Source organism: Ruegeria sp. THAF57, from assembly GCF_903914075.1.
GTDB lineage: Bacteria > Pseudomonadota > Alphaproteobacteria > Rhodobacterales > Rhodobacteraceae > Ruegeria.
The window spans coordinates 38,799-57,291 of the sequence record NZ_CAIWNQ010000001.1 but is presented as its reverse complement, the minus strand read 5'-3'; the positions used below and the strand labels follow the sequence as shown (position 1 = coordinate 57,291).

The following is an 18,493-nucleotide window of genomic DNA, read 5'->3' as shown; positions in this document are numbered from 1 at the left end:
TCGCAAATAATCGAGCAGGACAGTTCGCGTTCGGAGGTTAAATGTTATTGTCTGTAGTCGTTCCTTGTATGAACGAAGAGGACTCTGTGCCGATGCTGGTCGAGCGTTTGGTCGCGGCCACTGATCCCTGGTCCACTGATCGGGAGATCGTGCTGGTGGATGATGGTTCTACCGATGGCACGTGGGGTGAAATCTGCAAGCAGAGCGAAAGCCACGCAGGCGTTCGCGGTTTAAAGCTGTCAACGAACCGTGGGCACCAAGTCGCTTTGACGGCGGGTTTGATGGCGGCCAAGGGACAGCGGATTTTCATGCTGGACGCCGATTTGCAGGACCCGCCCGAACTGTTGCAGGATATGATGGCCATGATGGATCGCGGGTATGACGTGGTCTATGGACGCCGCAGCGAGCGCAAAGGCGAGAGCTGGTTGAAGAAGATGACCGCGCATGGGTTTTATCGGGTGCTGAATCGGTTGTCGGATGTGCCTATTCCCAACGATACGGGTGATTTCCGTTTGGTGAGCCGCCGTGCATTGGATGCGGTATTGGACATGCCCGAACGATCCCGGTTTATCCGGGGAATGTTCGCCTGGGCCGGGTTCAATCAGATCGGCATCGAATATGTTCGCGACCCGCGCTTGGCGGGTGAGACCAAGTATCCCATGTCCAAGATGATCCGGCTGGCGTTTGATGCCTTGTCCAGCTTCTCGATCAAGCCCTTGCAGATGGCCACCCGGCTGGCCTTTCTGACTCTGCTCATCGCCGCATTGATGGCTGTGTACGTGTTCTGGTCGCTGATCCTGTACAGCACGGTTGCTGGTTGGGCGTCGACCGTTTTGGTCATCAGCTTCTTTTCAGGCATTCAGTTGCTGACCCTTGGCATTATCGGAGAATACCTTGGACGGCTTTATGTCGAAGCCAAGGGGCGGCCATTGTTCTTTGTGGATGAACAGGTTGGCAATGGCGTCGAAACGCTGTCCGAGAGAGCGCAGAAGACGTCATGAGTGAACCCAAACGTATATTTCGGTTTGCAGTGGTCGGAACCGGTGTCGCCGCATACTATTTTGTCACGTATCTTGGCCTGCTGCAGATATTCAATTCCCCTTGGATCGCAAACCTGCTGGCATTCGGGTCTGCAATCCTTATCCAGTACGTTGGCCAAACCGTTTGGACGTTTGGTAGGCCAGTGGTCGCGCCGGGTCAGTTTGGCCGCTTTTTGTGCATGATCGCGATCGGCTTAGTCGTTTCGTCGATGATAACGGGCATCCTTGCACCCAGGCTGGCCCTTGCCGAACCGGTCGCCGCTGGTTTGGTCGTAGTTGTTCTTCCCATCATAAATTTCGTGATCCTGCGTTTGTGGGTCTATCGCGAAGAAAGCTCAATTTAGAGAGTGGTCATGTCGCATATCTATTCCAACGAGTTCTTTGACTACATCGACCGCGGTGCGCGCAGGTCGGCCGTTCGGCTGATCGAAACGCTTCAATCCCATGTCAAACCAGACAGTGTCGTGGATTTTGGGTGTGGGCGCGGCGTCTGGTTGTCCGAATGGGCGGCAGCCGGGTGTCAGGATGTTGCAGGTGTGGACGGGGATTATGTCGATCGCGAGACATTGGCCATTCCAAAGGACTGCTTTTTTGGCAAAGACCTGAGTCAGCCTGTCGATCTGGGTCGAAAGTTTGGCTTGGCTCAATCGTTGGAAGTGGGCGAGCATTTGCCCCACGAGGCATCGGCCAGTCTGGTTCAAAGCCTAACGACGCATAGCAATCTGGTTCTGTTCTCAGCCGCCGTGCCGGGGCAGGGTGGCGAGTTCCACATCAATGAACAGCCATTATCGTTCTGGCAGGGACTGTTCGCCGAGCAGGGCTATGCGGCCTATGATTGTCTGCGCCCTATTCTGTTTGACGATGCCTCGATCGAACCCTGGTATCGCTATAACAGCGTCCTTTACGCAAACGAAGCTGGTGCCGCGACGCTTCCTGCAGAGGTTCTGGCGACCAAAGTGGAACCAGGCGCGTTGAAAGAGGTGGGTACATTTGGCTGGAATTTGCGGAAAATGATCGTTCGCAGATTGCCACAAACGACGGTCACCAAAATAGCACAGGTCCGCGCATCCGTCATCGCGCGCTCGCACCGGAGCCAGTGATGAACGTAAGACCATTGTGGCAGGACCTATTGCGCCTGTGGTTGCTGGCTTTTGCGGCTTTGCTAGTGATCTACGCGCCCCTGGTTGTTGATCCGCTTGTGCGCCACGACGATTTTCCCGCGCTATTGGGGAAAAAGTTCATGGCCTATCAAAAGGCACTGGATGAAGGGCGTTGGCTGAATTATTGGTGGCAGTTCAGGCCGATACTTTGGTCATCGCCCGTAAGCTTTGTCTTGTACCTGATGGCTTGGGCTACATTTTCCGCTTGTACATCAATCACCATGCTCGGGCGCGAGGCACCGGGGTGGTACAAGGGCTATTTTGCGCTGTTTGTCGCGCTTTCGATCCCGGCATTCATGATCGCCTTTTGGTTTAACACACTACTGCCAGGCGTTTGGACCATTACCTTTTATGCGTTGGGCGTCGTGTTCCTGCCTCATCGGGTATCGGTCGCATTGCTGATCGTCGCGGTGCCGTTGTCTTTTATGGCCTATACAACATATCCATTTCTTTTGATGACCTTGGTGCTGATGTCCTACAAGGCACCGAAAACATACAAGAGCATGGCAACTACTCTGTTCGTGTTCTTTTTCAGCCTCGGTGTAGGGATGCTGTCCGTTTACAGTCTGAATTACATCTATCATGGTGTTTTTGGCATACCGATTGCCGACTGGCGCGCCCCGACCGAGGTGCAGTCAATCGAGGATCTAATGAAGAATCTCGGAAGACTACGCGTCTATCTTCACATGACGATCAGACAATTCGGGGGCGGAACGGCTGGCAGTGGGGCTGTGCTGTTAACATTCTTTGCTATCGGTTGGGGCATATTGTTCCGCGCTCAGCGGTTTGTGGCCATTACAGTGTTAGTTGCGATGTTGGCGGGTCTTGGACCTTTGCTTGGCAAGTCACTGATGTCGGGGGTATTGGTGCCAGCCCGGGCATTTGGCTGGATTTGGCTATTGCTTGGGTTCACCTTCACCACCGCGACTTTGCATCTGTCGTTGACGCCGGGAAGGGTGGCAAGCATCGCCCGGATCACAATTATGTACGTACTATTGATCAAGGTCATTCTGTTTGGACGTGCGACATATGTCAGGGTTCCGCCATGGCAAGAAGCCACCCGGGACTTGGCCGCCGCAATACCTGAGATCACGGAAACCGTATATATCTACGGGCATTATCTGGGCCTGACTGGCGCAGGACCCGCAGGCATCCAGTATCCCCGAGGTTTGAGATTGCGTTTGGTTTACCTGACGGGGCTAGACGTTATTATTTGTGATGAGACACCCGACGAATGTGCTGACGTCGAGCCGCCGATTGATCCACGGGGTTGGACGCATATTCCAATTGTCGAAACCCAAGGCAATCAAACCTTCATACTGTTGCCTTACCCGCCGGTCGGACCTTAGTTCGCGCACTTTTCTCATGCGGAAAAAAGCAATTTGTAACACTTAGAAGAAGGATTTATGAACGGGTTTCAGTTTAGCATTTAATCCAGTGGCGGGATATTCGGCTTCTGGCCCTAGGTAGCAGGCAAAATGATAGATCTGAGCGAATTGAACCCTTTGCGCAAAAGCCGCAACTACCTGATTTTTCAGCACCCCGAAAATGACAAGGCTTTGCTGAAGGTCAGGGTAGATGAGCCTGTCCGCAACCACCTTATCCCTCGATACGCCGAATGGCGTTATGGGAACCTGCGGCAATGGAACCGTGAGGCAAACGAATATCTGGCGGCGCTGCATCGTGGCCGCCCCGAGATTGAACGTTTGGCGCGTTTCATGGGCTATGCTCCGACCTCGTTGGGGCCGGCAATTGTGGTCGAGAAACTGACAGGCCCGGATGGTGATCTTGCACCGACGCTGCATAAGGAACGGTTGGGCCTGAGGAATGATCCCGAAGGGTTGGAACGTCTGCGCCAGGAATTCATGGGTCTTCTGGATGATCTCGAAAAAGGCCGCATCATCGTTGGCGACATGAGCTATGAAAACATAGTGCGTGCACAAGAACGGGGCGGAAAACTCACTGTCATCGACGGTCTGGGAGAGAGGGTTTTGTTCCCGCTTGCCTTGGTGAGCGACTGGGCGTTTCGCTTGTCGATTCAACGGCGTCGCGATCGTTTGGGTGGCGGCTTCGGGTTTTGACCAAGCGGGTTTGAGATTTTCCTAAGTCTTGAAAGCGTACGGCTGCCTTAACTCTCAGGCTGACCGCTTTTTTGTGTAGAATTAGTGGGCCGATATCATGGCGGTAGTGACCGCATGATGCAGTGACCCGGCCGAGGATCTGGGGCCGTAAAGGCTGACATGGTCGGTACCGCGACACAGGGCGAAACACCCAATATGGTGAATCGAACTGCGCGCCGCGTACCCGGGCTCAAACCGTCGCAGGTCTAATTGACACAGAAGTTCCAGAACCGCATTGATCCCATCGCCCAGCAAGTCGAACCGCGCCCAGGCATCCGTTTGTTCCGTGACCGAGGCTGTTTGGCCAAAGATTGCCTTTGCCTGATCCGCAAGGTCTTCGTGGCTGTCAAAGGGTGCTTCGATCATCCACTGGTCTGGCCCTGACCAAAAGGCGAGCACCTGATCTCCGGTAAATCGCTGAACTTCGGGCGCTGGTGCCCCAATCAGCTTGACCAAAGCCTTTTGCGCCTGTGTTTCCTTCCCGCGGCGCGCAGCGACCGAGGCCAAGGCCACACCTGGAACTTCGGTACATGTGACCGACCCAACCGTGTCAACACGCGGCTCAGACCCACCAAGGGCGGTTTTGGCGACAAGATCATGCACGAAGACGTTCTCCTTCGGGATCAACAAAATGGGCCGAGACGATTTCGACTTCGACCGTCAGGTCGGTCAGCGGGGAAACAAGGCGCATCTTCTCGCCCAGCCGTTCATCTCCACGTTTCAGCAGGCCCAGTCCGATGTTGCTGTTCAGGCTGGGGGAATAGGCCACCGAGGTCACATATCCCTGATCATGAGCTGCATCGATGGGGCCTTCGACGTTCATAAGGTGGCCTCCGGCAGTTACCTTATCTTCGGGAGTGATCGGCTTTAGTCCCACCAGCTTCAATATGTCCGGTGCGGTCAAAGCCTCTCGCTCGGACAAAACTGACCCGATACTGTCCTTTTTCCTTGAGACCATCTTGCCCATACCAAGGTTCAGTGCGGTAGTGGTTCCGTTCAACTCATTGCCGACCGGGTGGCCTTTTTCAATCCTCATTACACTTAGTGCTTCGGTGCCATAGGGCGTGACGTCGAACTCCTCACCCTCAGCCATCAACCGTCGCATGAGCGCGTCGCCATAGCGCGCGGGGACGGCAATCTCGAACGCCAACTCGCCCGAGAAGGAAATGCGGAACAGCCGTGCCCTTAGTCCGCCGCAGACGGTGATCTTGCCGCAGGCCATGAAGGGAAACGCCTCGTTCGAGATGTCGAATTCGGGGTCCACGATCTTTTGCAGCAGCTTGCGCGAATTCGGCCCTGCGACCGCGTATTGCGCCCAACCATCGGTGGTCGAGATTAGCTGCACATCCATGTCCGGAAACAGGCACTGGCGTACGAATTCCATGTGGCGATAGACACTTACAGCATTTGCGGTTGTGGTGGTAACGACGAAATGATCTTCGGCCAACCGTGCGGCGGTGCCGTCATCCATAACCATCCCATCTTCGCGCAGCATCAGGCCATAGCGTGTTTTGCCCACCGCCAGCTTGGCGAAACCGTTGGCGTAAACACGGTTGAGGAATTCGGCGGCATCCGTGCCCTGCACGTCGATCTTGCCCAGCGTCGTGCAATCGCACACCCCGACCGAGGCACGAGTTTGGCGTACTTCACGGTCGACGGACTCACGCCAATGCGTCTCATCGGCTTGGGGGAACCATTGCGCGCGCAGCCAGTTCCCGGCCTCGACAAATACCGCGCCGCGCTCCTTGGCCCAATGGTGTGATGGGGTCAGGCGGGTCGGGTGGAACTCCTTGCCAATCATCCGTCCTGCAAACGCGCCGATAGGAACGGGCGTGTACGGCGGGCGGAAGATGGTGGTGCCGGTTTCAGGGATCGACTTACCCGCGACCTCGGCCATGATCGCAAGGCCTGTGATGTTCGAGGTCTTGCCCTGATCGGTCGCCATGCCAAGCGTTGTATAGCGTTTCAGATGCTCGACCGAGCGGAATCCCTCCTGATAGCTGAGTTTCACATCCTTGACGGTCACGTCATTCTGCTGATCGACCCATGCCCGTTTGCAGCCCTGCACATACCAGAACGGCGTCTGTGCTAAGGGCGCGTCCTCGGCCTCGGGCAAGTCGGGCAGGGTGGCCAGGTTCAGAGCGGTGGCGGCTGCTTGGGCGCCTGAGCGAAGCGCGCCATGGGTTGACATGACTCCGTTGGCAGCGCCCGCGACGGACATGCCGACCGGCAGGTTCTCGCCCGGAACGAAAGCGGCAAGGTTTTCGTCCCAAACAGGCCGCCCGCGTTGGTGGCAGGTCAGGTGAACACTCGGGTTCCAGCCGCCCGACACGCCCAGCGCGCCGCAATCCAGCGTCCGGGTCGAGCCGTCGGGCAAGGCGACCTCGACAAAGCTCAGGCCCAAACGGCCTTTGGTGTTCACGACCTGCGCACCCTTCAGCACCTCATAATCATAGCTGAGTGGGGCGTCTTCGCGCACATCCACCACGGCGGCGATTTTCACACCTTTGGCGTGCAGGTCCGAGGCCGTGCGGTGACCGTCATCATTGTTAGTGAAGATCGCCACGCGCGGCGCAGCCGTCACCGCGAAGCGGTTGGCATAGGTGCGCAGCGCGCTGGCTGTCATGATGCCGGGTCGGTCATTGTTTTCAAACGCAATGGGCCGCTCGGTCGCCCCGGCACACAGCAACGCCTTTTGGCAGTAGATTCGCCATAGGATTTGACGCGGTTTGCCAGCGGGCAGCGAGGGCAGATGATCGCCCGTCCGTTCGACGGCCCCATAAATGCCATGGTCGAACGCGCCAATCACCGTGGTACGTTGCATCAGCCGGACATTGGGCATTGCCGACAGTTCAGCCACGGCCTGCGTTGCCCAATCGGACGCGCTTTGTTCGCCAACCGAGAAGGTCTCGCTGTTCAGACGTCCGCCCAGCGTGAAGTCCTCATCCGCCAGAATGACATCCGCGCCTGCGCGTCCGGCGGTCAGCGCAGCCATCAGCCCCGCAGGTCCGGCACCGATGATCAGTAGATCACAGTGACGGAAGCCTTTGTCATATTCATCCGGGTCGGCCTGCATCGACAGCGACCCAAGGCCAGCGGCGCGGCGTATGATCGGCTCGTACAGCTTCTCCCAAAACGCGGCGGGCCACATAAAGGTTTTGTAGTAGAACCCCGCGGACAGAAAGTTGGAAAACAGGTCATTCACCGCAAGCGTATCGAACCGCAGACTGGGCCAGCGGTTTTGCGAGTTTGCTGTCAGCCCGTCGAACATCTCGACAGTTGTGGCGCGTGTGTTGGGTTCCTTGTGCGCTCCGCTGCGTAGTTCCACCATACCGTTGGGCTCTTCGGACCCCGCCGTCAGCAACCCGCGCGGACGATGGTATTTGAATGACCGCCCAATCAGCCGCACATTGTTGGCCAGCAGCGCCGAGGCCAGAGTGTCGCCGGGATGCGCTGTATAGCTACGCCCGTCAAATTGGAAATTCAGGGTGGTGTCGCGGTCGATCTGCCCGCCGCTCAGCCGGTTCGCCTGTGTCATTTCGAACGCCCCCGCGCGCGGGCCACATCGCGGGCCAGTTCCACCTTGGAAATCTCGTGGGTCAGAGTGTTGCGAGTGACGACCAACCAAGACCGATCCCCGGCCTCGTGATACCAAAGCTCTTGATGCTCACCGGCGGGGTTGTCGCGCAAATAGGCATAGTCATAAAACGCGTCTGCGGCATTCTCGGCCATCCCGTCAGGCCGGTCGATCAGGGAGGCATCGCCCAGATATGTGAACTCTGAGGCATCCCGAGGCCCAAGCAGGGGGTGGTTGATGATCATATCCGTGGTCCCCTCTAGTGCAGGTTGGGCTGGTTGCCCGCGCCTTTTTCGTCGATCATTCGGCCAGTGCGGAACCGGTCTAGGCGATAGGCGGTGGCAACGGGGTGCGGTTCATCTTTTGCCAGCAGGTGCGCAAAGCAATAGCCCGAGGCAGGCGTGGCCTTGAACCCGCCGTAGCACCAGCCGCCGTTGAAATAGAGCCCCTGAACCGGGGTGCGGTCGATGATGGGCGAGCCATCCATCGACATGTCCATCACGCCGCCCCACATCCGCAGTAATCGCGCGCGGCCGATCATGGGCATCAGGGCCATGCCGCCCTCACACACATCCTCGACCACGGGTAGATTGCCGCGTTGGGCATAGGTGTTATAGCCGTCGATGTCGCCACCAAAGACTAGCCCGCCTTTGTCGGATTGGCTGACATAGAAATGCCCCGCTCCAAAGGTGATGACGCTGGGCAGAACGGGCTTTAGCCCCTCAGACACAAACGCCTGCAAGACGTGGCTTTCAATGGGCAGGCGCATCCCGGCCATGCCCATCACGCGGCCCGAGTTTCCGGCGACCGCACAGCCCACTTTGCTGGCACCGATAAAGCCCCGACTGGTCTCGACCCCCAGACAGGTGCCGTTTTCGATCCGCAAGCCCGTGACCTCGCAATTTTGGATGATGTCGACCCCGTGTAAATCCGCCGACCGCGCATAACCCCAAGCTACAGCATCGTGGCGCGCTGTGCCTGCGCGGCGCTGCACCAGACCGCCTTTGATCGGAAAGCGTGCGTCGTCGAAATTCAGATAGGGATGCTCGGCCCGGACCTGATCAGCGTCCAACAGTTCCGCATCCGCGCCGTTCAGGATCATCGCATTGCCGCGCCTTATATAGGCGTCGCGTTGTCCATCGGTGTGAAACAGGTTGATGATCCCGCGCTGGCTCATCATCGCGTTATAGTTGACGTCCTGTTCCAACCCCTCCCACAGTTTTAGCGAGAACTCATAGAATGGCTCATTCCCATCCAGCAAATAGTTCGAGCGTACAATCGTCGTGTTGCGCCCTACGTTGCCTCCCCCGATCCAGCCTTTCTCGACCACGGCCACGTTGCGCAGTCCATATACCTTGGACAGGTAATGCGCCGTGGCCAGACCATGACCACCGCCGCCAATGATGATGACGTCGTAGTGGGGCTTAGGCTCAGGCTCGCGCCAGACCGGTTTCCAGCCCTTGTGACCGGTCAACGCCTCTTTGATGACTCGAAAGCCGGAATATCGCATGAATCGGACCTTTTTCGCCAGAATTCACTATTTTGGGGCGGTTGGATATCCTCAGATGCGACATCGACATGTCTGAATCAGACCCTTGCCTGAAAACGCACCAAATCCGAGAACCAGTCGGCAAATTCGGTTACTGACGCAGAGTCGCGTTGGACCGACAGGAAATACCCTTCGCTGGCCGCCGCGGGTTGATCAAAAGCGGGCTGAACGGCCCCGGTTTTCACGGCATGAGCTGCGATGATCGAGTTTACCAAGGCCACACCGTTTCCAGCCACCGCAAGTTGAAGCGCCAAGCCATAGGAATCTACAAAGTAAGTCGGGTGCCCGACCTGTTGACCAGTTACATCGGACCAAGAAGCCCAACTGTCAGAGGTTCCCACAGATTCAATTAAAGGCAAGGTTTGCAGATCACCAACTAACGAAGGTGCCTTGACTGGGATAAGGCGGTTCGGCTGCAACGGAACCGCGTTCTTACCGACTTGCTTTTCAGACCCGAACCTGATTTCGATATCCGCCCGCGAGGCCGCGTATTCGTCGGGCCAGATCGTGCTGACAAATCGCACTGATGTTTCGGGGTGCTGCGTCCCGAACCTTGGCAGGGCGGGAGCAATGACCCATTCGATAATACTGATCGAGGCCGCCACGGTGATATGCCGTGCTTTTTTCTCGGTCAGGTAGGGCGATGCGGCGGTCTCGAGCATCTCAAGCGCTGCTTCAACCTGTGGCAGCAGTTTCCGGCCTTCATCCGTCAGGGACAGCCCACGCGCGTGACGGTGAAACAGGACCACGCCCAACCTCGTTTCCAGCGCGCGGATTTGCTGGCTGACGGCGGATTGCGTCAGGCCGATCTCATCAGCGGCAGCGGTAGAGCTTAGCCTGCGGGCGGCTGCTTCAAAGGACCTGAACCATGTAAGAGGGGGCAGTGCTTTTGCCATCGGTAACTTACCTATTAGTGATAGTAATACCTAAGGCCAAAGTTCTTTCGTTTGTCAAAAGATGATTCCGGCGGTGATATTTTCCCTGACTGAAAGAAGGGGGCAACCGTGAAGCCAAACATCCGAAAAATCGTAACCTATGATGAGGAAGTTCTGGTCGAAGGATTTCGTAAGGCCGACCGTCCCTGGCGCATGTTTGCCGTTGCTGCTGTTGTGTCGAACCCGTGGGCCGGGCGGTTTGTCGACGACTTGCGCGCTGAAATCCTTGCTTATGGACCGATCTTGGGTGAACTGCTGACCGACCGAATGGTCGCGCTGGCTGGTGGTGGTGACGCGATCGAAGCCTATGGTAAAGCAGCCGTTGTCGGGCTGGACGGAGAGGTCGAGCACGCCTCGGGTCTGATCCACACCCTGCATTTCGGGAATTTTTTCCGGCAGGCGGTTGGTGCGAAATCCTATCTGTCCTTCACCAATACACGGGGGCCCGCGAACACGCCAATCATGGTGCCGATGATGGATAAGAACGACGCGGGCCGTCGCTCGCATTACCTGACGCTGCAATTTGCGATTCCCGACGCGCCGCGCGCCGATGAGGTCGTTGTGGTTCTGGGTGGTGCGACATCGGGACGGCCACATCATCGTATCGGAGACCGCTATCAGGATTTGAAGGATCTGGGTCATGACGTGGACAACCCGGCCTCGGTCTGAGTCTGGCGATCTCGCTGCCATAGAGGCGGGCGAGGGGCCGCTGGTCATCCTGCTGCACGGGGTAGGTCTGCGGGCTGAAGCGTGGAATGCGCAGATTGATGCATTCGGCGCGGCAGGCTTCCGCGTGGTGTGTCCGGACATGTCTGGCCATGGTCGCTCACCCTTCCGTGACCCTGATGGGCTGCTCAGCTACGTTAAAGCCGTTGAACCCCTGTTGTCCGAACCATCCGTTCTGGTCGGACATTCGATGGGCGCGTTAATAGCGTTGTCCTTGGCCGCGTCAGGACATGAGCATTTCAGGGGTGTTGCGGCCCTGAATGCAGTTTATCGACGTGATCCCAAGGCGCGTGAGGCGGTTATTGCACGCGCCACTTCACTAAGTGCCGACGTATCGAACGATCCGTCAGGTACGCTTAGACGCTGGTTCGGCGATCAAGAAACCAAAGAACGCGAAGCCTGCGCCCAATGGCTGACCGAGGTGAATCCGGCGGCCTATAAAGCCGCCTACAGCGTCTTTGCTGAAAGCGATGGGGTGTCGGATGAAGACCTATCCAAAATCACGTGTCCCGCGCTGTTCATGACAGGCGCGGACGAGCCGAATTCAACCCCCACTATGTCCCGCAAGATGGCAGATCTGGTGGCGCAGGGACGAGCCGAGATCGTGCCCGGAGCGGCCCACATGATGCCAATGACTCATCCGGTTCAGGTCAATTCTTTTCTGTTGGGCTTCGTGCAGGAGTGCCTGATATGACAACCATCGACCCAAGGGCGCTGCGCGACGCTTTCGGCAGTTTCATGACCGGCGTAACAGTTGTGACCACACTTGATCCCAAGGGCGCCCCTGTCGGGTTCACCGCAAACTCGTTTTCGTCCGTATCGCTGGATCCGCCTTTGTTGTTGGTTTGTCCGGGCAAATTTCTGTCCAGCCACGATGTTTTTGCCAAGTGCTCGCATTTCGCTGTCAACATCCTGTCTGAGGGGCAGCAGGAAGTGTCCAACACCTTTGCCAGTTATAAAGGCGACCGCTTTGCAAAGGTCGACCACTCCAGAGGGTTAGGTGACCTGCCGTTGATCCAAGGAGCACTGGCCCAGTTTTGTTGTGAAACACATACCGCTGTCCCTGCCGGGGATCATACGGTTTTGATCGGCCGAGTTCAGGAGTTTTCGCACGCCAAGGGCAATGGTCTGGGTTATGTCGGCGGGGCGTATTTCAGCCTGGGTCTGGAGCGCGAGATCGACACGACAGAGCCAACGATCTGTGGTGCGTTGGTGCGGTCGAACGGCCATGTTTTGCTGGAGGTTCACAACGGTCGGCACCAACCGTTTCAGATCGCAGGTGTCGAACCCGGAGGGCAGCGCAACAGGCTGGCGCAAGGGCTGTCAGACCGTGGTGTGCCTGCACGGGTCGATCAGGTGTATTCCTCGTTTAGCGACGCGGGAAGCGCGATGCACTATACGTTCTTTTTGGCAACCTGCGACGAAACCCCCGCAGTAGAAGGCACCAAATGGGTGCCGATCGATGCACTGCCCAAGCTCAACTATACCACTCAAGCCATCCACGACATGATGACCCGCTTTGCGGTCGAGGCGCAGGAGGGGAATTTCTCTCTCTACCTTGGCGACGCGAAACAGGGTGACATCCACAGTTTGAATGAAGGAGCCCGTTGATGGAGTTTTCCCTGTTTGCCCATATGGAACGCCTGACGCCGCAGCAGCCTCATGACGTTCTTTACGATGAATTCGTGGGGCTTGTTAAAATGGCGGACGAGGGCGGGATGCGCGCGGTCTGGACGGGCGAGCATCATGGGATGGAATTCACCATAGCGCCAAACCCTTTCCTGTCGTTGGTCGATCTGGCGCATCACACGCGCAACGTCCGTTTGGGGACTGGGACGGTTGTCGCCCCATTCTGGCATCCGATCAAACTGGCAGGTGAGGCAGCGGCGGCGGATCAGATGACCAAGGGGCGAATAGAGCTGGGGATCGCGCGCGGGGCGTATTCCTTTGAATACGAACGCCTGATGCCGGGAATGGACGCTTGGGAAGCGGGTCAAAGGATGCGCGAGTCGACGCCGTTGTTGAAAGAAATCTGGCGGGGGGACTGTGCGCATGATGGTGAGTTCTATTCCTTCCCTGCAACGACGTCCGCGCCGAAGCCATTGCAAGAGGACGGACCCCCGATCTGGATCGCGGCACGCGACCCCAACAGCCACGAGTTTGGCGTCCATAGTGGGTTTAACATTCAGGTCACCCCCTTGTGGCAAGGCATGGAAGAGATTGAAACCCTGATGGGGCGTTTCAACGATGCCTGCGACAGTTACTCTGGGCCGCGCCCCAAAATCATGCTGCTTCATCACACATATGTCGGCGCTGATGAAGATGATGTTGCTCGGGGCGTTCAGGACTTGCGTCGGTATTACAACTATTTCGGAGCGTGGTTCTTGAACAAGCGTCCGATCACTCAGGGCTTGATTCAGCCGATCTCACCAGACGAAATGGACGCGAACCCGATGTACACGACCGAGAAGCTGGCGGCCGATCTGACCGTCGGCACTCCGCAACAGGTCATCGACCGGATCAAACGGTACGAAGATTTGGGCTATGATGAGTTTTCGTTCTGGATCGACAGTGGAATGACCAACGATCGCAAACGCGCGTCGTTGGCTCGGTTCATTGACGAAGTCATGCCTGTTTTTCAGTGAGGATCACGATGGGTAACTTGCCGCACTTTCAGCTTTTCATTGATGGCAGCCGGACCGAAGGCGCGTCGTCACAGGTCATGACGTCTGAAAACCCGGCTACCGGTCAGGGTTGGGCGACTTTTGCCTGCGCTGGGTCCGAGGATGTTGACTGCGCTGTCGCAGCAGCAAAACGCGCGCTGGACGATCCGCTGTGGCGCGATCTGTCAGCCACCGCTCGGGGGAAACTGCTGTATCGACTGGCTGATCTGGTCGCAGAGAATGCATCGCGTCTGGCCGAGCTTGAGACAACGGACAGTGGCAAATTGCTGGCGGAAACGGCGGCGCAAACGGGGTATGTTGCGGACTATTATCGGTATTTTGCTGGGTTGGCGGATAAGGTTGAAGGTACTGTTCTGCCGATCGACAAACCGGACATGCATGTGTTTACGACACGCGAACCGATTGGGGTGGTCGCCGCGATCGTGCCGTGGAACGCGCAGATGTTCCTGACTGCAACAAAACTAGGTCCCGCTCTTGCGGCTGGGTGCACCGTGGTTCTGAAAGCCTCGGAAATAGCGCCGGCCCCGATGCTGGAATTCGCCCGTCTGATCGACGAGGCCGGTTTTCCGCCGGGTGTTGTGTCGGTCGTCACAGGGGATGCCGAAAATTGCGCCATACCCCTGACGCGCCATCCTGACGTGGATCGCATAGCTTTTACAGGCGGGCCGGAAACCGCGCGCCACGTTGTGCGAAACTCGGCTGAGAATTTCGCAGTTACCTCTTTGGAACTGGGTGGTAAATCCCCGATTCTGGTGTTTGAGGACGCGGATCTGGATGGGGCGGCGAACGGCTTGATCGCGGGTAACTTCGGCGCGTCAGGCCAAAGCTGCGTCGCGGGAACCCGTGGGTTGGTGCACCGTCCTGTCTTGGAGGCGCTGATGGAGCGGATCGAAGAAAAATCTCGCGCAATTCGGCTTGGCGACCCTTTGCATGGGGACACGCATGTTGGCCCGCTCTGCACGCAAGCTCAGGTTCGCAAGATCCAAGAGACGCTGGCCGCAGCACGCGGGCAGGGCGCTGTGATCCGGTTCGGTGGGGAAACCGCAGACAGGCCGGGGAATTACATGAATCCGACGCTGGTCCAGTGCAACTCGCCCGAAACGGAAACCCTGAAGGTTGAGATGTTTGGCCCCGTGATGTCGTTGCTACCGTTTGATACCGAGGACGACGCAATTGCACTGGCAAATGCCACACCCTACGGGCTTGGGTCTGGCGTGTTCACGCAGAACCTTGCGCGGGCGCACAGGGTTTCCAAGCGGATCAGAGCAGGCATCTGCTGGGTAAATACGTATCGCGCAATCTCTCCCATCGCGCCATTTGGCGGGTTCAATCAATCCGGCTATGGGCGCGAGGCCGGGGTCGAGGCGGTTTTGGATTATACACGGACAAAAACAACTTGGATCAGCACCGCGCAAGAGCCGATGGCGAACCCGTTTGTAATGCGCTAAGTCTGGGCAGAAACAGGGAAGGGAGTATGCCCGTGAAATTGAAGAACCCGCATTTCAGGGCGCCAACAGACGCAAGCCAGCGCAAGGGTATCCCTCCGGTTATCTGCTATTCGCCAGACACGTTGCCGCAACCGGATTTGGGCGCGTTGAGCACGCTTAGGCAGCAGGCGTCCAAAATTGCCGAGGTGACTGCCGCACCGCGGGACGCGGCCTGCATTGATGTGCCTGCCGGCGCTTTCGTTCGGGTTGTTTCGGTCGATGGCCCGCAGGTCGGCGATCTGAATATGTGGAACAAACACGACCTGTCTGAGCGGTTCTATTCCGGCAAAACCCGCGCCCTGCACGGGACACATCTGTCGACCGGGGATCGCATGTGGTCCAGCTTTCCCAACATGCGCCCAATGGCGACCATCGTGGGAGATACGTTGGATTGGTACGGGTTTGATGAGTTTGGCGGTTCCGTCCACGACGTGATCGGCACGCGCTGCGATCCCTATACGGGCCGTCTTCTGTCGGGTGACGACTATCACTATTGCTGCCACTCGAACCTGACGCGGGCTCTGGCCAGCCACTGCGACCTGCCACTTCATGAGGCGGAAATGCACGTTCATGACGTTCTGAATGTGTTCATGTGCACGGGCTTCACGCGAGATACCGGGCAGTATTTCATGAAGGCCAGCCCGGTGCGCCCCGGCGATTATCTGGAATTCTACGCCGAGATTGATCTGATCGTGGGGCTTTCGGCCTGTCCAGGAGGGGATTGCTCGTCCGAGCATTCGTCGGATACCGCGGCCTGCTATCCGCTGCTGATTGAGGTGTATGACCCGGGACAGGACGCGCGCGACGCGCATGTCCAACCTGCGCGATCAGCTTATGATCGGTCTCACGGCGCAGGCTAGGCGGTTATTCGGCACCCCAAGCGGTCGAGCATCCGGCAGCAAAGATCAAGCTGTTCAATCTCGACATATTCGTCTGCTTTATGGGCCTGTGTGATTGATCCCGGCCCGCAAACAATTGCCTGAACCCCAAGCTGTTGAAAAAGCCCCGCCTCGGTCGCGAATGAAACGACGCCCGTGCCGTTCGCACCGGTCAGCTCCGCCACAAGGTCGCGGGCTGCGTTTTTGTCCATCGGCTCAAGACCGGCGACTTCGGCGACGGCCTGTTGGGTGATATTGGCGGCGCTGTGCACGGCCTGCATTTCAGGCAACAACGTGCGTTTGACGTAGTCGGACAGGGTGCGTTTGACCAGATCCGCATCGCTGGACTGAACGGGCCGCATTTCCCAGGCAACCTCTGCCTTGCTGGCAATTACGTTGTGCGCGACACCACCGGAAATACGCCCGATATTCACGGTCGTCCAAGGTGGTTCAAACGGGCTGCCGGATGGTGCGCGGGATTTCAGGACTTGCCGCAATTCCAGCAGTTTCCCGATGTAGCGGGCCGCATACTCAGCCGCGTTCACCCCGTCATCCGGGGCCGAGCTGTGCCCTTCTAGCCCGATAAAGGACGTGGTGTATTCATAGCAGCCCTTGTGGCCCTCGATCACGCGCATTTCTGTCGGCTCACCTATAATGGCAATGTCTGGAACGATGCAACGCTCGGACAGGTCATCCACCAGATTGCGCGCGCCAAGACACCCGGTTTCCTCGTCATAGGTGAACGAGAAATGCAGCGGTTGGGTCAACTGTTTCGTATCAAGAGTTTCCGCAAAAGCCAAGGTCGCGGCGATGAACCCCTTCATGTCGCAGGTACCGCGCCCGTACAGCTTTCCGTCACGCTCGACCATCTGGAACGGATCGCTGGTCCAGTCTTGATCGGCCACGGGAACAACATCCGTATGTCCGGACAAAACAATGCCGCCATCCATCTCTGGCCCAAGCGAGGCAAAGACGTTGGCCTTTGTTCCGGTCGCGTCCTGAGTCTGAACGCACCGCGCGCCTAGTGCAGTAAGAAAGTCGGTCAAATAGCGGATGATCTCAAGATTGCTATCCGCCGAAACCGTTTCGAACGCGATCAAGTCGGACAGGATTTCCTTGGTTCTTTGCAATGTCATGGCTTTACGAACAGTTTGCGGGGGCGGTCACAGAAACACTCTGCGCTCCCGGTTTCGGTGATCAGGATGGACTCGGTGATCTCAAACCCCCAGTCGTCCATCCAAAGGCCGGGCATGAAATGGAAAGTCATGCCGGGTTCAAGAACGGTTTCATCCTCGGGTCGCAGGGATATGGTGCGCTCGCCCCAATCAGGCGGATAGCTGAGGCCGACAGGATAGCCACACCGGGCGCCGCGTTCGATCCCGGCGCGTTCCAGAGGCGCGGCCAAGGCAAGCGCGATGTCGCGGGCCTGATTGCCTGCGCGGGCTGCGTTCAACCCTGCTTCGAGTCCCTCAACCAACGCAGCCTCGGCCCGCAGCAGGTGATCGGGTGGCTGGCCAAGAAACACGGACCGACAGAAAGGTGTGTGATACCGTCGATAGCAGCCGGAGAGTTCAAAGAACGTGCACTCACCCGACTTGAACGGCGCGCCATCCCAAGTGAGGTGGGGTGCCGCCGCGTCTGGCCCCGAAGGAAGCAAGGGCACAATGGCCGCATAGTCACCCCAATTTCCGTCGGCGCCATGAATTGCGTCGCTGTAAATCTGCGCCACCAACTCGTTTTTCCTAAGCCCCGGTTCGACGCGTTCCAGAACACCGTCGATGATATGTTCAGAGATACGCGCGGCCTTGCGCATCAAGGCGATCTCTTCGCCGGACTTGACGGCGCGTTGCCAATTGACCAGCGCGTTTGCGTCTATCAGCTCGGCGTTGGGAAGCTCTGCCTGAAGGGTCAGGTGAGCCTTGGCTGAATAATAGTAATTGTCCAATTCGACACCGATACGCCCGGTGGCAAGACCGCAATCTGCAATCAACGCTGCAAGGTCCTGCATCGGGTGGCAAACGGTCGACTGAACAAATTCGTCCGCATAGCCGCGAATGCGGTCGTTCGTCATCCAGACCGTGCGGCGTGCGCCGTTGGCATCCTGACCTCGGCCCCACCAGATCGGATCGGCATCGTGTAAAACCAAGACGCCTTGATGCACGTAAAACGACCAGCCCCCATACCCCGTCAGCCACGCCATGTTCGAGGGGTCTTCGACAAACAGCGCGTCCAGGCCAGCCTTCGCCATCGCCGCGCGCGTCTTGGTCATGCGGCGGTCGTACTCTGCCTGAGTAAACGCCGGATCAGCGTGGGCCATGGGCTGCTCCTGTCTGGTGT

Annotated in this window: 18 protein-coding genes; 11 read left to right on the top strand and 7 right to left on the bottom strand. The window is 57.7% G+C overall.

Going from position 1 to position 18,493, the window contains the following annotated elements; genetic code table 11:
* Positions 1-41 precede the first annotated feature (41 nt).
* From RUESEDTHA_RS00280 to RUESEDTHA_RS00260, 5 genes are all read left to right on the top strand, one after another.
* A complete protein-coding gene (locus RUESEDTHA_RS00280; RefSeq protein WP_180883493.1) occupies positions 42-1,001 on the top strand; it encodes a glycosyltransferase family 2 protein in 960 nt (319 codons plus the stop codon).
* Positions 998-1,384 carry a GtrA family protein gene (locus RUESEDTHA_RS00275; protein ID WP_180883492.1) on the top strand — a complete coding sequence of 129 codons (387 nt, stop codon included), beginning with the start codon at positions 998-1,000 and terminating at the stop codon, positions 1,382-1,384. The genes RUESEDTHA_RS00280 and RUESEDTHA_RS00275 overlap by 4 nt, the downstream gene beginning before the upstream one ends.
* A gap of 9 nt (positions 1,385-1,393) precedes the next feature.
* Positions 1,394-2,140, top strand: a complete 747-nt coding sequence (locus RUESEDTHA_RS00270; RefSeq protein WP_180883491.1) for a methyltransferase domain-containing protein — start codon at positions 1,394-1,396, stop codon at positions 2,138-2,140.
* Positions 2,140-3,549 (top strand): hypothetical protein, encoded by a 1,410-nt coding sequence (locus tag RUESEDTHA_RS00265; RefSeq protein ID WP_180883490.1) that lies wholly within the window; start codon positions 2,140-2,142, stop codon positions 3,547-3,549. The genes RUESEDTHA_RS00270 and RUESEDTHA_RS00265 overlap by 1 nt, the downstream gene beginning before the upstream one ends.
* A gap of 129 nt (positions 3,550-3,678) precedes the next feature.
* Positions 3,679-4,281 (top strand): YrbL family protein, encoded by a 603-nt coding sequence (locus RUESEDTHA_RS00260; RefSeq protein ID WP_180883489.1) that lies wholly within the window; start codon positions 3,679-3,681, stop codon positions 4,279-4,281.
* An 81-nt stretch (positions 4,282-4,362) separates the two neighbouring features.
* Here RUESEDTHA_RS00260 and RUESEDTHA_RS00255 read toward each other — a convergent pair whose 3' ends face one another.
* The 5 genes from RUESEDTHA_RS00255 to RUESEDTHA_RS00235 all read right to left on the bottom strand — a co-directional run bounded on the left by RUESEDTHA_RS00255 (position 4,363) and on the right by RUESEDTHA_RS00235 (position 10,342).
* On the bottom strand, positions 4,363-4,923 hold the full coding sequence (locus RUESEDTHA_RS00255) for a sarcosine oxidase subunit gamma (protein WP_180883488.1): 561 nt from the start codon (positions 4,921-4,923) through the stop codon (positions 4,363-4,365).
* Positions 4,916-7,858, bottom strand: a complete 2,943-nt coding sequence (locus RUESEDTHA_RS00250) for a sarcosine oxidase subunit alpha family protein (RefSeq protein ID WP_180883487.1) — start codon at positions 7,856-7,858, stop codon at positions 4,916-4,918. Before RUESEDTHA_RS00250 ends, RUESEDTHA_RS00255 begins: the two co-directional genes overlap by 8 nt.
* Entirely contained in the window at positions 7,855-8,142 is a 288-nt protein-coding gene (locus tag RUESEDTHA_RS00245; RefSeq protein WP_180883486.1) for a sarcosine oxidase subunit delta, read from the bottom strand. The genes RUESEDTHA_RS00250 and RUESEDTHA_RS00245 overlap by 4 nt, the downstream gene beginning before the upstream one ends.
* Positions 8,143-8,156: 14 nt before the next feature.
* Entirely contained in the window at positions 8,157-9,407 is a 1,251-nt protein-coding gene (locus tag RUESEDTHA_RS00240; protein ID WP_180883485.1) for a sarcosine oxidase subunit beta family protein, read from the bottom strand.
* Between the two features lie 77 nt (positions 9,408-9,484).
* Entirely contained in the window at positions 9,485-10,342 is an 858-nt protein-coding gene (locus tag RUESEDTHA_RS00235; protein WP_180883484.1) for a LysR family transcriptional regulator, read from the bottom strand.
* A gap of 108 nt (positions 10,343-10,450) precedes the next feature.
* Here RUESEDTHA_RS00235 and RUESEDTHA_RS00230 point away from each other — a divergent pair, with 108 nt between their 5' ends.
* The 6 genes from RUESEDTHA_RS00230 to RUESEDTHA_RS00205 are packed head-to-tail and all read left to right on the top strand — an operon-like array spanning position 10,451 to position 16,138.
* Positions 10,451-11,050: an amino acid synthesis family protein gene (locus RUESEDTHA_RS00230; protein WP_180883483.1), complete on the top strand. Its 600-nt coding sequence runs from the start codon at positions 10,451-10,453 to the stop codon at positions 11,048-11,050.
* Positions 11,022-11,801, top strand: coding sequence for an alpha/beta fold hydrolase (locus tag RUESEDTHA_RS00225; protein ID WP_180883482.1), 780 nt, complete (start codon positions 11,022-11,024; stop codon positions 11,799-11,801). Before RUESEDTHA_RS00230 ends, RUESEDTHA_RS00225 begins: the two co-directional genes overlap by 29 nt.
* The gene (locus tag RUESEDTHA_RS00220; RefSeq protein ID WP_180883481.1) at positions 11,798-12,718 is read left to right on the top strand and encodes a flavin reductase family protein; all 921 of its coding nucleotides are present in this window, start codon (positions 11,798-11,800) and stop codon (positions 12,716-12,718) included. The genes RUESEDTHA_RS00225 and RUESEDTHA_RS00220 overlap by 4 nt, the downstream gene beginning before the upstream one ends.
* On the top strand, positions 12,718-13,752 hold the full coding sequence (locus tag RUESEDTHA_RS00215; protein WP_180883480.1) for an LLM class flavin-dependent oxidoreductase: 1,035 nt from the start codon (positions 12,718-12,720) through the stop codon (positions 13,750-13,752). Before RUESEDTHA_RS00220 ends, RUESEDTHA_RS00215 begins: the two co-directional genes overlap by 1 nt.
* Positions 13,753-13,760: 8 nt before the next feature.
* Positions 13,761-15,239: an aldehyde dehydrogenase gene (locus tag RUESEDTHA_RS00210; RefSeq protein WP_180883479.1), complete on the top strand. Its 1,479-nt coding sequence runs from the start codon at positions 13,761-13,763 to the stop codon at positions 15,237-15,239.
* Positions 15,240-15,265: 26 nt separating this feature from the next.
* Positions 15,266-16,138, top strand: a complete 873-nt coding sequence (locus tag RUESEDTHA_RS00205; protein ID WP_180883478.1) for a DUF1989 domain-containing protein — start codon at positions 15,266-15,268, stop codon at positions 16,136-16,138.
* Here the strand turns inward: RUESEDTHA_RS00205 and argE are convergent.
* Both argE and RUESEDTHA_RS00195 read right to left on the bottom strand, forming a co-directional pair.
* On the bottom strand, positions 16,135-17,292 hold the full coding sequence (gene argE / locus RUESEDTHA_RS00200) for an acetylornithine deacetylase (RefSeq protein ID WP_180883477.1): 1,158 nt from the start codon (positions 17,290-17,292) through the stop codon (positions 16,135-16,137). The two genes, RUESEDTHA_RS00205 and argE, sit on opposite strands and share 4 nt — an antisense overlap.
* Complete coding sequence (locus tag RUESEDTHA_RS00195) at positions 17,289-18,473, bottom strand: M24 family metallopeptidase (protein WP_180883476.1); 1,185 nt, start codon at positions 18,471-18,473, stop codon at positions 17,289-17,291. Before RUESEDTHA_RS00195 ends, argE begins: the two co-directional genes overlap by 4 nt.
* Positions 18,474-18,493 lie beyond the last annotated feature (20 nt).

Coding starts and splice junctions, on each gene's coding strand:
- RUESEDTHA_RS00275 (WP_180883492.1), top strand. CDS start 998: ATGAGTGAACCCAAACGTATATTTCGGTTTGCAGTGGTCGGAACCGGT.
- RUESEDTHA_RS00195 (WP_180883476.1), bottom strand. CDS start 18,473: ATGGCCCACGCTGATCCGGCGTTTACTCAGGCAGAGTACGACCGCCGC.
- RUESEDTHA_RS00260 (WP_180883489.1), top strand. CDS start 3,679: ATGATAGATCTGAGCGAATTGAACCCTTTGCGCAAAAGCCGCAACTAC.
- RUESEDTHA_RS00280 (WP_180883493.1), top strand. CDS start 42: ATGTTATTGTCTGTAGTCGTTCCTTGTATGAACGAAGAGGACTCTGTG.
- RUESEDTHA_RS00215 (WP_180883480.1), top strand. CDS start 12,718: ATGGAGTTTTCCCTGTTTGCCCATATGGAACGCCTGACGCCGCAGCAG.
- RUESEDTHA_RS00205 (WP_180883478.1), top strand. CDS start 15,266: ATGCCCGTGAAATTGAAGAACCCGCATTTCAGGGCGCCAACAGACGCA.
- argE (WP_180883477.1), bottom strand. CDS start 17,292: ATGACATTGCAAAGAACCAAGGAAATCCTGTCCGACTTGATCGCGTTC.
- RUESEDTHA_RS00225 (WP_180883482.1), top strand. CDS start 11,022: ATGACGTGGACAACCCGGCCTCGGTCTGAGTCTGGCGATCTCGCTGCC.
- RUESEDTHA_RS00250 (WP_180883487.1), bottom strand. CDS start 7,858: ATGACACAGGCGAACCGGCTGAGCGGCGGGCAGATCGACCGCGACACC.
- RUESEDTHA_RS00210 (WP_180883479.1), top strand. CDS start 13,761: ATGGGTAACTTGCCGCACTTTCAGCTTTTCATTGATGGCAGCCGGACC.
- RUESEDTHA_RS00245 (WP_180883486.1), bottom strand. CDS start 8,142: ATGATCATCAACCACCCCCTGCTTGGGCCTCGGGATGCCTCAGAGTTC.
- RUESEDTHA_RS00240 (WP_180883485.1), bottom strand. CDS start 9,407: ATGCGATATTCCGGCTTTCGAGTCATCAAAGAGGCGTTGACCGGTCAC.
- RUESEDTHA_RS00220 (WP_180883481.1), top strand. CDS start 11,798: ATGACAACCATCGACCCAAGGGCGCTGCGCGACGCTTTCGGCAGTTTC.
- RUESEDTHA_RS00235 (WP_180883484.1), bottom strand. CDS start 10,342: ATGGCAAAAGCACTGCCCCCTCTTACATGGTTCAGGTCCTTTGAAGCA.
- RUESEDTHA_RS00270 (WP_180883491.1), top strand. CDS start 1,394: ATGTCGCATATCTATTCCAACGAGTTCTTTGACTACATCGACCGCGGT.
- RUESEDTHA_RS00265 (WP_180883490.1), top strand. CDS start 2,140: ATGAACGTAAGACCATTGTGGCAGGACCTATTGCGCCTGTGGTTGCTG.